The following is a 13,034-nucleotide window of genomic DNA, read 5'->3' on the forward strand; positions in this document are numbered from 1 at the left end:
CGGGCTCAGCGCCGGGGCGGGCGGATGCCGCGGAACTCCCAGTCGCCGCCGAGCGCGGTGGACAGCACTTCCTCGGACTCGGTGGGCTGGGCGCCGACGTCGCTACGGATGGCGGTCGGGCCGGTGACGATGTGGTTGGTGAGCCTGCCCAGGCCCTCCGCCTCGACCTCGACGACGTCGCCCGGCTGGACGGGCCGCGAGTTGGCCGGGGTGCCGGAGAGGAGGACGTCTCCGGGGTAGAGGGTGATGGTGCGGGCGATGTCGGCGACGAGGTAGTGCATGTCCCACTTCATCTCGTCGGTCGAGCCGTCCTGGACGACCTCGCCGTTGACGTACGTCCGCAGACTCTTGCCGTGGAAGTCCCAGTCGGTGACCAGGCCGGGGCCGAGCGGGCAGAGGGTGTCGGAACCTTTGACGCGGAGCATGGAGCCCGCGTCGGTGTCGCGGAAGTCGTGCAGGCCGTAGTCGTTGGCGACGGTGTAGCCCGCGATGTACTCCCCCGCCTCGGCCGGGGAGACGTTCCGTGCCGTCCTCCCGATGACGATGGCGACCTCGCCCTCGTAGTTGAGCCACTTGCAGCCCTCGGGGCGGACGATCGCCCCCTTGTGGGAGTTCAGGGACGAAGTCGGCTTGTGGAAGTACGTGGGGGCGTCGGGCAGACCGATCCGGAACTCCTCCACCCGGCTGCGGTGGTTGAGGTGGACGGCGATCACCTTCGAGGGCACCACCGGGGGCAGGTGCTGCGCATCCTCTGTCTTCACGCGGCGGCCGTCCGCGGCGACCAGTTCGTCCCCGTCGACGGTGACCTGGACGGCGGCACCATCCAGCAGGATGCGGCGGTATTCGGGCATGGCGGGCTCCTAGATACGGCTGTGGGGGGAGCGTGCGGACGGGGAGGCGGGCAGGCCGGTGCCGGTCCAGCCCCCGGCCGGGCGGTCGAACCACAGGTGGACCTGGCCGGTGCCGACGGAGTTCTCGTACTCGCCGTACTGGCGGGCCTTCGCCACGCACGCCCGCTCACCGAGCGCGCCGGCCATCATCAGGTAGTGGAAGAACTTCGCCTCCGGCTTGAACTTCCAGAAGTCGTCCATGGTGTCGATGACCTTGTCGTGCCGGCCCTCCTTGAACCAGGCGATCCGCTCCTCGTCGGCCGCGCGTGCCTCGGGGGTGAAGATGTGCACCGGGTCGCTGGCCTCGTGGTCGCGGATCTCGCGCAGCGGCCAGAAGGTGTGGGACAGGGCGCCGGAGGCGATCAGCAGCACCCGGCGGCCCGACGTGGCGGCTATGCCGTCCGCGAGGGCGCGGCCGAGGCGCAGGTGGTCCTCCATGTCGCCGGTCTGGCAGACGCCGATGGTCACCCAGCGCTTGTCGGACAGTCCCTCGCCGAGGAACTTCCAGAGGTTGACGGTCGCGTAGTAGACCGGCAGATACGCGTCGTCGATCGCCGTGATGAACGTGCCGTGCTTGTCGGTAAACTTCGCGATATTTTGGGCGAGTTCGGGGTCGCCGGGGAAGTCGTACGGCATGCGGCACATGCCGCGGGGCAGCTCCTCGGAGGTGAACAGGCCCGCCCGCCGGTCCTGCGCCGTCACCACGAACTCGACGGTGGTGGCCCAGTGGGAGTCCAGGACGACGACGGTGTCGTAGCCGTCGTACTCGAAGACATCCCTGCGGAGCTGTTCCAGGCCGGTGACGAGGGTGATCTCCTTGCCTTCGTTCAGCGCCAGGCGCTCCGGCCTCGGGAGCACGATGGTGGGGACGTGGGAGAGCAGGCCCGCGCCGACGATCTCACCCATGGTTCGTCCATCCCTTCGGGGCGGTGACGGTGTTCTTCACGTCGCAGTAGAAGTCGAAGCTCCAGGCGCCGCCCTCGCGGCCGACCCCGGAGAGGCGGGAGCCGCCGAACGGGGCCTTCAGGTCGCGGACGAAGAAGCAGTTGACCCACACGGTGCCCGCCACCAGCCGGGCACTGACGCGTTCGGCGCGCTCCAAGTCGCCAGTGGCGAGGGTGGCGGCGAGCCCGAAGCGGGTACCGTTGGCGAGGCGGACGGCTTCCTCCTCGTCTGCGAAGGTCTGCAGGGTCAGGACCGGGCCGAAGACCTCCTCCTGCACGATCTCCGAGTCCTGCGTGACGTCGGTGAGGAGCGTGGGCGCGTAGTACAGGCCCTCCTTGCGGTGGCCACCGATCACCGCTTTGGCCCCTGCCGCGAGCGCACGCTGCACGAAGCCGTCGATCTTCTCCAGCTGACGAGGGTGGATGTTCGGCCCGATGTCGGTGGTCCCATCGCGCGGGTCACCCTGCTTCAGAGCGGACGCCTTCTCGACGAACCGGCGGGTGAACTCCTCCACGATGGGCTCCTCGACCAGCAACCGGGTGCCTGCCAGGCACACCTGGCCGGCGTTGTCGTACTGGTCCACCGCCAGGTCCACGGCCAGGTCCAGGTCCGCGTCGGCGAACACCAGCAACGGCGACTTGCCGCCCAGTTCCAGACTGAGCGGGGTGAGGTTGGCGACGGCCGACTCTGCGATCCGCCGGGCCGTCGGCACGGAGCCGGTGAAGCTGATCCGCCGCACGTCCGGATGCGAGGTCAGCGCGCTGCCGATCTCCGAGCCGTAGCCCTGGACGAGGTTGAGGACACCGGCCGGGAGCCTGGCCTCCGCGGCGATGTCCGCGAGCAGCGAGGCGGTCAGCGGCGACCACTCGGCCGGCTTGAGGACCACCGTGTTGCCCGCCGCGAGGGCCGGGGCGACCTTCCAGGTGGCCAGCATGAGCGGGGCGTTCCACGGGGTGATCAGCGCGCAGGGGCCGGCCGGGTCCCAACTGACGTGGTTGGTGTGGCCACGGGTCTGGAAGTCCTCGTGGCCCAGCCTCAGCAGCCAGTCCGCGAAGAAGCGGAAGTTGTGCGCGACGCGGGGCATCACGCCGTGCCGATGGGAGCGGAGCAGAGCGCCGTTGTCGGTGGTCTCGACGATCGCCAGGTCCTCGAGCCGCTTTTCCACACCGTCGGCGATCGCGTGCAGGATCCGGGCGCGTTCGGAGCGCGGGGTGCGGGACCAGCCGGGGAAGGCGGCCTTCGCGGCGGCCACCGCGGCCGCCGCCTCCGTCGCGGTGCCCCGGGCGATCTCACCCAGAACGCTGCCGTCGATCGGTGAGACGTCGGTGAACGTCTGGCTGGAGGCGACGCGCTCGCCTCCGATCCAGTGCCGGGTGTCTACCGATACCCCGGCGACGACAGCTTTTTGGGGCTCGCGGGTCATGTCCCGACCTCCGTTTCGTTTGACCCCAAATAAATACGCGGGGACGTTTGTGTGTCAAGGGATTCCCGACGTTTATTTGATTCCAAACGTTACGGCGAGGAGGCGCCCCCCGCCCCCGAAGCAGCAGCCCCACCGGGACCATGAGTGAGTACCGCCACCTCGGGAGATGAGCGCGGACCCTGGGGTGAACCAGGGCCCCGACAGCCCGGCCCGACCTACGGGCGCGGGCGGCGGCCCGAGCGACGCGGGGCGAGGTTCTCGCCGTCGAGCAGCTCGCGCCTGCGCTGCTCGCCGTGTTCCTCGAGCCGGCTGACGATGGCGCGCAGGCTCTCGGCGAGCCGGAGGCACTCCTCAGGACCGAGCGGGGCGGCGACGAACGCCTCTTCCTCGTTGAATGCCGGGAACAGCTCCTCCATGAGCTTCTCCCCCTGGGGGCTCAGCGAGAGCAGGACGCGGCGGCGATCCTCGGGATGGGCGGAGCGAACCACGAGGCCGCGCGATTCGAGGGTACGAGAGATCCCGGTCAGCGTGCCCTTGGAAATGCCGGCCTCCTCGGCCACCGACCAGGTCTCCGCCTCACCCCAGATCCACAGCACCCACAGCACGACGAAGCCGGTCCAGGTCAGCTCGTGCGGACGCAACACCGAGTTCTCCAGATGCTGGCGCACCGCCGCGGCCGCCCGGTGAATGTTGCCCACGGCCGCCATGGCCTCGCGCTGCAGGGTCAGGCCGCCCAGTCGCCGCTGTATGGCCTGTTCGGTCTCGGTGATGGATCGGCGGGGCCCGGGCACAGGCTCCTCCTCGACCTCGGGGCGGCATGAGGCCGCCGACATGTTCGTTTGCGATCAAATGTATCCCGTGAAGCCGCCGGGGCAGTGACCTTGAGTCTTGGGTGGCGGCCGGGAGATTCCGCTCGCCCCTCTTGTGGGCGGCGCCCCCAGCTCATATCGTTTGACATCAAACGACTACCCCTGGCGTCACCGGCCGGTCATCAAGCCGCACAAATTCCGCGCGAGCACATCAGACAGAATGCAACTCTTCGTCGCCACCTCTGGAGTATCCCTTGAGCGCCCATACCGACCCCCAGGTCCGACAGACGGTGGAGGCGCTCGACGCCCAGGGGATCGATGTCCTCCGCGTCGCCTACCCGGACCTGATGGGCTCCGACCGCAGTCGGGACGTCCTGCTGCACCATCTACCGCACGCGACCGGCCACGGCCTCGCCTTCAGCCGCGCCGTCTATCACACGGGAGCCCGGGGCGATCACTCGGACATCCCCGGCGGCCTGGAGGCGGGCATGCCGGACGTCCTGGTACGTCCGGACCTGGACACTGTCGTCCCGCTGCCGTGGGAGCCGAACGTGGCCTGGTGCATCGGCGACGTCCGGGACCCGGCCACCGGCCAGAGCGTGCCCGAATCACCCAGAGACCTGCTGCGCCGGGTCCTCTCCCGTCTGGCAGACGCGGGCCTGACCGCGCTCGTCGGCCCGGAACTGGAATACGTCCTGCTCGAGCCAGACGCGGACGCACCCACTGGTTGGCGGCGCTATGCCCCCGCCCCGGGCAACGTCTACACCACCGGGCGCCGGGCCGACCCGGACGGACACCTCCTGCGCACGGTGCGCGCCCTGCATGCCCTCGGCCTGGACGCCAGCGGCGGCAACCGCGAGTTCGACGGTGGGCAGTTCGAGATCAACCTCAACCACTCCGAAGCGCTCAACGCTGCGGACCGCGCCTTCCGGTTCAAGGCCGCGATCAAGGAACTGGCCCGCGCCGAGGGTCGGCTGGCGACGTTCATGGCCAAGCCGTTCAACGACGGCGGCGGATCAGGGTTCCACCTGCACCTCTCCCTCGTCGACGGGGACGGGGCCAACGTCTTCGACGCCCCACGCGAGGCCCACGGCCTGTCGGCCACCGCCCGCCACGCCCTGGCCGGCGTCCTCAACCATGCGCCTGCCCTGTCCGCACTGCTTAACCCCACCGTCAACTCCTACAAGCGCTTCGGCCCGGACACCACCGCGCCCTGGCTGATCAACTGGGGCCTGGACAACCGCAACGCGATGGTGCGCATCCCGCCGGAGCGCGGTGCCGCCTCCCGGCTGGAGGTCCGTCTCGGCGACGCCACGGCCAACCCCTACCTCGCCGTCGCCGGCCTGCTGGCCGCCGTCCACCTCGGCATCACCACCGCCGCCGAGCCCTGCGCCCCGGCGACCGGCCGCGCCGCCGACACCAACGCCGCGACCAAGCTGCCCACCGACCTCGGCCAGGCGCTGGACGCGCTCCAGTCCGACGACCAGCTCATCGACGTCCTCGGCAAGGCGTTCGTCGACGCCTTCCTCACCTTCAAGCGGGACGAAGTCACCCGGTTCCACAAGTACGTCACCGACTGGGAGTTCCGCGAGTACGCCCAGATCAACTGAGACCGCCCACTCCCCGACCGGCCACCCGGTCCCACCACCGGCTCGGCGGCCTGGTCGGCGTGCTCAGTGTCGTGCTGGACCAGGAGGGAGAGCAGATCCGCTACCGTCAGGGCCGCCTCGGCCGGGTGGCGCAGGGGGTTTCCCGGCTGGATGCGGTAGGCGTTGGACCGCCCTTCACGCCGGTGGGTGAGGTAACCGGCCGTCTCCAGGTCAGAAATGATCTTCTGGACCGCGCGTTCGGTCAGCCGGCAGTGCGCGGCTATCTCGCGGACGCGGGTCCGGCGATTGCTCTCGATCGCGGCCAGCACTCGGGCGTGGTTGGTGAGAAACGTCCACCCCGTGTGCGACTCGGGCACTTCTCCCATACAGCCAGGGTACGACCGAGTCATTCACGTATCCAAAAGACCGAAATAGGTTTCCGGTATTTCTTGACAGGCAACGGCTGGCGGGCGCAGCCTGGGTGCGGAAGGAAGTGGACGCCAACAGAAGAGGCGTCCATGCGGGAGCTGAAGCTTCCCCGGCAACGAGCCAGGGAGGTCGAGATCGTGAGCACACCACCGGCCGACCACTCCGCCGCTGCGCAAGCGGCACCGCGAAATCTTCTGATCGACGCCTCCCCCCGCGGCGGGCGCTTGCTCGTGGCGATTCGCGGCGATCTCGACATCAGCGCGGAAAAAGCAGTCCAGGCCGCGCTGCGCGATGCCGTCGGGCAGAGCAGGCACGGTGTCGATCTCGACCTGAGCCGCACAGGGTTCTGTGACGCTTGCGGCCTGAACTGTTTCCTCACCGCCCGGCGCCGCGCCCTGGAAGCGGGCAAGACAGTGACCATCCGCGCCGCCAGCCCCCTGGTGCAGCGTCTGCTGAGCGTAACGGGCACGTGGCCCCTGTTCACGCTTCAGCGCTGTCCGGCAGGCCTGTCCAGCTGCGGCCCCGAAGCGAGCGCAGAACGTCAGGAGGATGCCCTGGACGAGGACGAGAAACTGCGCACCGAGGTCGTCCAACTGCACCGGGCGATGCAGACGCGCCCTGTTATCGATCAGGCCACAGGGATCCTGATGGCCACGTTCAGCCTCACCGCCGAGGACGCCTGGCAGGTACTGGTCACAATCTCCCAGAACACGAACACCAAACTCGTCCACGTCGCGGAGAAACTGCTCACCACGGTTCAGGGCCAACCGCTCCCCGAGGAGGACCAGCAGTACGTGGCCGCGGCCGTCGCCGCCCGCCGCGCCGCAGACAAGACATCCGGTCCCCCGCAACCAGAACACCCCGTCCCCGAGGAAGAGGCCGGCGGCCGCGGGACGCCGTAATGAACCGGCCCAACCCCTGCAGCGGCGGACGACCAGCTGATCGCCGGGGCCGTGCCGGGCCCAGGGTCTCGTCAGAGCCGCTCGGCCCTTGGCGGGCCGGAAGAAACCAGGCCACGTGCCCAGCTGACCAGCGGTCAGAGTCACGTGAACAGGTGGCAGACCCCCCGCAGCCACCCCTCCTGTCGGGTGCAGTGCTCCGGGAAGCACGGGCCGCAAGGAGCAAGGCATGATCCATTCAGCCGATATCCGCGAGTGGCGCAACCAGGACGTGATCGACCCCAAAGGACACAAGATCAGAGCCCTGGAAGCGGTCTACGTCGACACCACCACCGACACGCCGACCATGGCCACCGTCCGTACCGGACTTCCGACCCGGCACCGACTCGTCTTCGTACCCGTCGACGAGGCAACCCTGGGCCCCGGATACGTGAAGGTGGCGCACTCGAAAGGGCTGGTCAAGAAGGCGCCGTCCATGGGCATGGACGACGTCCTGCCCGCCGAGCGAGAAGAAGAGGTCTTCAAACACTACGACCAGCCTTACGAGCCAGGCGCTGGGCACGGGCGCCGCCTCGCACGCCAGTGACCGGCCTCCATCACCAGAGTGTCGAAGCCTGACCAATCGCTGGTCATTGCGCCGGCTCACCGCGCGCAGCACAGGCCCAAGGGCGTGCTCACCATGGCGCTTTGCCTGTTCCTGATCATCGTGGCCATCGTCCTGGGACTCATCGGCGCGGTGGCGCAGGGGCTCACCTACCTCCTGATCATCGGCATCGTGGTCTTCGTGGCGGACCTGGCCCTGGTCAGCAGGCGCTGGTCCCGGCGCTCTCATCGACACCTCCTCCGCTGATGCCACCGCACAGCATCCGGGCGGCACGGCCCGCCGCCGCGCTGCGCGCGAGAAGAGCCGAAGGCGCGGTGACACCGCCCCTTCGGCCTTTGTCTTCTTCGGGCTCAGCTCTTCCGAGCGCGTCACGTATTCGGCCTGGCCGAGCTGATGTCGCCGAGCGCCGATTTCCGATCGCGCTCGATCGCCAGGTCGCCGAGCGAGATGACGCCGACCGGCTCGTCGCCCTCGACGACCGGGAGACGGCGAATGGAGTGCTCCCGCATCAACTCCACGGCGCGGTCGAGATCGTCGTCCGGGATGACGGTGACCAGTTCCTCGCTGCACACATCGGCCACGGTCATGTGCTGGGGATCCGTGCCCTCCGCGAGAGCGCGCACCACCAGGTCCCGGTCGCTCACCAGTCCGTGCAGGTGTTCCTGCCTCGTGACCAGGACGATGCCGATGTCCTCGTCACGCATCAGCCGCGCCACATCGGTGACCAAGGCACCGGTCTCCACGGACACCGGCGTGCCGGAACACGTCCCACACGCCGCCGGTACAACGACACCCCGCGCAGCCTGCGCGTGGAGCGGGCGAAAAGGCGGCCGGAGGAGAATCTCGCCGCTGGCGCATTCTCCTCCGGCCGTACGGGTGGGGCACCGTTCGCCGATGCCGGTGATGATGATCGCTTTACCAGGATGCGGCTCCCCTCACTCGCCCTCGGATGACTTCTCACCCTCAGCCGTGGCAGCCTCGGCTTCTCCGGCGCTGGCTTCGTTTGGGGATGCTTCGCCCTCAGTCGCAACCGCCTCGGGTTCCGCGCTCTCGCCAGTCGCAGGAGCCTCCGTCTCCGCGCCCTCCGCAGGCTCTTCGCTCACAGGTGGAGTCGGCTCGGGTTCCTGGGGCGCCTGTTCGGTGTCGCTCATGCGTTCACCTCCTCCCCGTGGTGCACAGTCAGGGAGTCCTGACGTAGGTCGCTGGGAGCCACCGACCCAAAAGCGCGGCGATTCGCGCCTTTTTCTCCTTTTGTCCTAATCCTCAAGAGTGGAGATGTCAACGGCCCCTGAGGCGAAAGGCACACACACGACAGAGCAGTTCGCAGCGATCGAGACGTCCGCCACAGGGAAGTCAGAAGCTGCGTCCGAGCAGGTCCCAATCCTCCAGGATTCGAACCGGCCTGCCCCTCCAACGAATCCGGGACGGTTCACCGTGCCGGCTGGGATACCAGGACTCGAACCTGAACTAACGGAACCAGAAACCGTCGGGCTGCCAATTACCCCATATCCCATCCGCCTCGAAGACCGCGAGAGCCAAGGCCAGTCGGGGCGAGTCCTGCCGCGTGTCACAACGCGGCGACCGTGCCTAATATACCCAAACCCTGCGTCACGCTCGGTGATGCACCCCGGGCGTGTCGGTCGGTTCCGGGGGTAGCCCTGCGGGCCAACTGGGCGCAGTGTTTGCGGTGGACCAGCGGCCGGTGGCGAGGCCGCCGCACCACCCGACGGCTCACCGCTCGCCGAATCCGATCGGGGGGCTCTTCCCTCTTGAGCGGCTCGCCCGATTGCGGTCATGGCGCCGCCACCCTAGCCTCAGCACGTCGGAATCAGCCCGAAAAGCCCACATAGTCCTATATGTCGGCTTTCCCCTGGTGTTGAATGGAGCTTTCATGTCGGTGATGACCGGTGCCCAGCCGCTGCAGCAGTTCGGGCAGCAGATCGGCGGCCCGCAGCAGCAGCTCGCGCAGGTGGTCCAGCAGGCGATCCAGCAGGCCTGCCAGCAGGCGAGCCAGCAGATCGCGCAGCGTATGCAGCAGACGCTGCAGCAGATCCAGCAGGTCCAGCAGCAGCTGCAGCAGCAGGGCCTGGCCCACCAGGCGCACCCGTACCTGGCTGTCGCGCTGCACACGACGCTGCTCCAGGGCGTGCGCAGCGCTGTGGAGCAGTCGGTGCAGCAGGCGCTGCCGACCGCGATCCTGACCCTGGTGCAGCAGAGCCAGCAGGGCCAGCAGGGCCAGCAGGGCCAGCAGCAGTGGGGCGGCGGCTTTGGCCAGCAGTCGTTCGGCCAGCCGTACCCGCAGCAGTACCAGCAGCCCGGCTTCGGGTTCGGCCAGATGGGCCAGCCTTTCGGTATCGGCTGACGCTCTGGCGGCGCGCGATGCGGTGTGCCCGGGAGTCGTTTCCGGGCACACCGCATCACCATCCGTAACTCCCCTGCGGTTCCTATCGTTTATCCCGTCTCATGTGCTTGATTTTGATCCAGTCGCGGGTGCGGCGGCCGGGCAGGTAGGGGCTGGACAGGCGTTTGGCGACCACGCCGTCGTAGCCCTCGGCGAGGCTGTGCTGGAGGGCCTGGGCGGCGAGTGCGGGCCAGGCGGCTGGCACGCTGATGCCGGGGCCGGCGAGGGCGAGATCGTCGAGTAGGTCGCGGCGGGCGGTGTAGGGCAGCTGTATGACCGGCTCGCCGAGGTAGAGGATGTCGTAGAGCACCAGCTGGACGGGCAGGTCCTCGCGAGCGTGGGTGACCGCGTCTGGCTGGTGCAGGCTCATCCGCTGCTGCAGCCGCTCCACCGCGGGCCGCCCGTTCTCGTCGAGCGTGACGATCTCCCCGTCGAGTACCGCTTGCCCTCCCGGCAGCAGCGAAGCGAGGCTGTGCAGTTCTGGGTACTGGGCGGTGACGTCCATCCCTGTCTGGGACAGCAGCCGCAGGCCGCCGTCGCCGGGCAGGTGGGCGATGACCCGTGCCCCGTTCCACAGCGTCTCGTACGCGTACTCCGCCTCGGCCTCGGGCCCGGGCGGCGGGCCGATAACCGCCAGCATCGGAGCCAGCAACGGCAGCACACCCTCAGCGCCGGCAGGGGGATCCACGCTCATGCCTTCCAGCCTGCGCCCCGCGACCCTGCCCGGGCCACCCGCCCCGTCTCCGCAGGACCGGTGGCCGCCTGTGACCAGGGCTGACGCCGCCATCTTGGGGGAACCGTCAGCCTGCCCCAGGGATAGCTCCGTCGCTTGGCGGTATGTCCCGGAATGTGTTCTTGGCCGGTTGGTGGTTTGCTGCTCAGTGGCGGTGGGCCGGGCCCTTCCGGTCGCCGTTGCGTCTGCGCCCCCGGCAAGACTCAAGGAGAAGTCCCGCATGTCCGTCTACACCCCCCAGCAGGTCGGCCACCCCCACATGCAGCAGCCCTACGGGCAGCAGCAGCCGTACGGACAGCCCCCGCTCACGCAGTCGCCGTACGGGCAGCAGCAGCCGTGGGGTCGGCAGGGCCTGAGCCAGTTCAACCAGCGGTTGGCTCAGCAGGGACAGCTGCCGCTGCTGGTGGCGGAAGTGTCGCTGCGGTGCGCAGCGACGGCCGTCACGGCGGTGGTGGAGCAGTTGCGGATGGACCCGCAGATCCTGGTGGCCGTCCAGGCGCAGGGGCAGATCCCGCCGTCGTATGCCTGGAGCAACGTGCTGACCGAGTGTGCGCGTCGTATCGCCCCCGTCGTGCACAACGGGCTCGCGCAGATCACCGCCCAGGGCCAGGTGAGCTCCTACGGACAGCAGTACGGGCAGATTCCCGGCCTGCAGCAGGACCAGCACGGCCAGCACAGCCAGTTCCAGGGCCAGGGGGTCTTCGGGCAGCAGTCGCAGTTCGGGCCGCTGTCACCGTTGGGCGTGTGAGCGGCGGCCGGGCAGCGCTGGCTCCCCTTTCTCCTGTGGGCGGGCAGGGTGCTGCCCGAGCCGACTGCCGCCGCGCCGGGACGGCGAAGCGACGGCGCGGCGGCACGCCGGTCGGGGGAGCGCAAGCACGCCCGCTCCCCCGGCCCGGCGGCCTTTTTTGACGACCCGGACGTGCGACAACTTCTTCGTGTGAGACGGCGGTTGGATGATGACTGAGCAAGACGGCAACAACGTGACGCCGGGTGACGGCGGCAAGGGCGCGAAGGGCGCGCGTGCGCAAGCCGGGGCGGGCGAGACCGGGCAGCAGCCGTCGGCGGCGCGCGCCGCGGCGGGTCAGGGCGAGCAGCGGCAGGAGCCGGACCGGCAGGCACAGCCGCAACCGGGCGGGCGCGGTGTGCGGTCGGGGTGGGGCCGGTACCTGGTCGCGCCGCGGCCTTTGGGGCTGCTTGCGGGCGGCGTGCCACCGATCGAGGCCTCGGCACTGTTTGCGCTGCTGGAAGAAGACCCCGAGGTGGAGCCGGTGGCGCAGGTGCGGCCACCGCGTTCGCGGGGCCTGGGGGCGATCGCCGAGCCGCAACCAGCCTGCCCGCCGGTGGCGGTAGTGGCCATGCCCGAGGAGCGGGCGCGTGCCCTGGCGGCGAACCCTCAGGTGGTCGTGGAGATCGACCAGCCCCTGTCCTACCTCCCTACCCCGCTGGTGGGCCTGGGTCCGGTGCCGATGATCGACCCCATGCTGGCCGTCACCCTGGAAGAGCCCCAGCAGTTCACGCTGCGCGTGGTGGGCAGCGACGGGGATGAGGTGGCCGACGCGCACGTGTGGGCGATCGGCAGCAGCGGGCCCGTGCACGGCGTCACCGGCCCCGACGGCCGGGTGACCCTGACGCTCGCCGCGGACACCCCTGAGACGCTGCAGGCCCTCTACGTCCGCCCGCTGTCCGGCTACTGGCCCACGCGCACCGCCATCCCCCAACCCTCCGCAGGCGGAGAAGCCGTGGTTCAGGTGCAGGCTCTGTCGGACACGTTCGAGGGATTCCCGGGCCGGGCGCTCACGGGCTGGGGCACCCAGGCGATGCGGCTCAACCAAATCCCACCCACGTACCGCGGACACGGCATCAGAATCGCGCTGCTGGACTCCGGAGTGAACACCGGCCACCCGGATCTCAAGGACACCGTCCAGCACGGGCACGACTTCACCGGCACCGGGCACGGCACCTGGGGCGTGGACGCCACGGGTCACGGCACGTGGTGCGCCGGCATCATGGCGGCGGCGGACAACCGCACCGGCATCGCCGGGATCGCGGCCGAGGCCGAACTCCACGCGCTGAAACTCTTCCCGGGCGGGCACCTGAGCAACCTGCTCGAAGCAGTCGACTACTGCGTCACCCACGACATCGACATCGCCCAGCTCAATCTCGCCTACACCACCCCCTCCCAGCTGGCCGCCTGGAAACTCGCCGACGCACACGCCGCCGGGATCACCGTCATCGCCCCGGCCGGCGACACCGCAGGACCCCTCACCCACCCGGCTACCCTGCCCGGGATCCTGGCAGTGGGAGCACTCGCC

At 69.4% G+C, this 13,034-nt stretch carries 13 protein-coding genes, 1 tRNA gene and 1 pseudogene; 7 read left to right on the top strand and 8 right to left on the bottom strand.

What is annotated here, in order from left to right; translation table 11 throughout:
- Window positions 1–5 precede the first annotated feature (5 nt).
- The 4 genes from IPZ69_RS30075 to IPZ69_RS30090 form a co-directional block, all read right to left on the bottom strand.
- Window positions 6–851 (bottom strand): fumarylacetoacetate hydrolase family protein, encoded by an 846-nt coding sequence (locus IPZ69_RS30075; RefSeq protein WP_235457776.1) that lies wholly within the window; start codon window positions 849–851, stop codon window positions 6–8.
- 9 nt (window positions 852–860) lie between these two features.
- A complete protein-coding gene (locus IPZ69_RS30080; RefSeq protein ID WP_235457777.1) occupies window positions 861–1,796 on the bottom strand; it encodes a 3,4-dihydroxyphenylacetate 2,3-dioxygenase in 936 nt (311 codons plus the stop codon).
- Complete coding sequence (locus IPZ69_RS30085) at window positions 1,789–3,258, bottom strand: aldehyde dehydrogenase (RefSeq protein ID WP_235457779.1); 1,470 nt, start codon at window positions 3,256–3,258, stop codon at window positions 1,789–1,791. Before IPZ69_RS30085 ends, IPZ69_RS30080 begins: the two co-directional genes overlap by 8 nt.
- Window positions 3,259–3,473: 215 nt before the next feature.
- Entirely contained in the window at window positions 3,474–4,049 is a 576-nt protein-coding gene (locus IPZ69_RS30090; protein ID WP_235457781.1) for a MarR family winged helix-turn-helix transcriptional regulator, read from the bottom strand.
- A 272-nt stretch (window positions 4,050–4,321) separates the two neighbouring features.
- Here IPZ69_RS30090 and IPZ69_RS30095 point away from each other — a divergent pair, with 272 nt between their 5' ends.
- Complete coding sequence (locus IPZ69_RS30095) at window positions 4,322–5,677, top strand: glutamine synthetase family protein (protein WP_235457782.1); 1,356 nt, start codon at window positions 4,322–4,324, stop codon at window positions 5,675–5,677.
- 50 nt (window positions 5,678–5,727) lie between these two features.
- Here the strand turns inward: IPZ69_RS30095 and IPZ69_RS30100 are convergent.
- A pseudogene (locus tag IPZ69_RS30100) lies at window positions 5,728–6,042 on the bottom strand (helix-turn-helix transcriptional regulator); the annotation flags it as partial.
- Window positions 6,043–6,174: 132 nt separating this feature from the next.
- Between IPZ69_RS30100 and IPZ69_RS30105 the strand changes: the two are divergent.
- From IPZ69_RS30105 to IPZ69_RS30115, 3 genes are all read left to right on the top strand, one after another.
- Window positions 6,175–6,987 carry an ANTAR domain-containing protein gene (locus IPZ69_RS30105; protein ID WP_235457783.1) on the top strand — a complete coding sequence of 271 codons (813 nt, stop codon included), beginning with the start codon at window positions 6,175–6,177 and terminating at the stop codon, window positions 6,985–6,987.
- 226 nt (window positions 6,988–7,213) lie between these two features.
- Entirely contained in the window at window positions 7,214–7,570 is a 357-nt protein-coding gene (locus IPZ69_RS30110; protein WP_235457784.1) for a PRC-barrel domain-containing protein, read from the top strand.
- 93 nt (window positions 7,571–7,663) lie between these two features.
- Window positions 7,664–7,834, top strand: a complete 171-nt coding sequence (locus IPZ69_RS30115; protein ID WP_235457785.1) for a hypothetical protein — start codon at window positions 7,664–7,666, stop codon at window positions 7,832–7,834.
- Between the two features lie 122 nt (window positions 7,835–7,956).
- On the opposite strand, the gene IPZ69_RS30120 is transcribed toward IPZ69_RS30115, so the two are convergent.
- Together IPZ69_RS30120 and IPZ69_RS30125 are read right to left on the bottom strand one after the other, a co-directional pair.
- Window positions 7,957–8,337 (bottom strand): CBS domain-containing protein, encoded by a 381-nt coding sequence (locus tag IPZ69_RS30120; RefSeq protein ID WP_308407561.1) that lies wholly within the window; start codon window positions 8,335–8,337, stop codon window positions 7,957–7,959.
- Between the two features lie 692 nt (window positions 8,338–9,029).
- A tRNA-Gln gene (locus IPZ69_RS30125) sits at window positions 9,030–9,101 on the bottom strand.
- Between the two features lie 378 nt (window positions 9,102–9,479).
- On the opposite strand from IPZ69_RS30125, the gene IPZ69_RS30130 reads away from it, so the two are divergent.
- Window positions 9,480–9,950 (top strand): hypothetical protein, encoded by a 471-nt coding sequence (locus IPZ69_RS30130; protein ID WP_235457786.1) that lies wholly within the window; start codon window positions 9,480–9,482, stop codon window positions 9,948–9,950.
- Window positions 9,951–10,032: 82 nt separating this feature from the next.
- Here the strand turns inward: IPZ69_RS30130 and IPZ69_RS30135 are convergent, their stop codons facing one another.
- Entirely contained in the window at window positions 10,033–10,683 is a 651-nt protein-coding gene (locus IPZ69_RS30135) for an ATP-dependent DNA ligase (RefSeq protein ID WP_235457787.1), read from the bottom strand.
- A 259-nt stretch (window positions 10,684–10,942) separates the two neighbouring features.
- Between IPZ69_RS30135 and IPZ69_RS30140 the strand changes: the two genes are divergently transcribed.
- Window positions 10,943–11,470, top strand: a complete 528-nt coding sequence (locus tag IPZ69_RS30140) for a hypothetical protein (RefSeq protein WP_235457788.1) — start codon at window positions 10,943–10,945, stop codon at window positions 11,468–11,470.
- 208 nt (window positions 11,471–11,678) lie between these two features.
- Window positions 11,679–13,034 (top strand): S8 family serine peptidase (locus IPZ69_RS30145; protein ID WP_235457790.1); only part of this gene is annotated, 1,356 nt, incomplete at its 3' end.

The organism is Streptomyces olivochromogenes, from assembly GCF_021538895.1.
GTDB lineage: Bacteria > Actinomycetota > Actinomycetes > Streptomycetales > Streptomycetaceae > Streptomyces > Streptomyces olivochromogenes_A.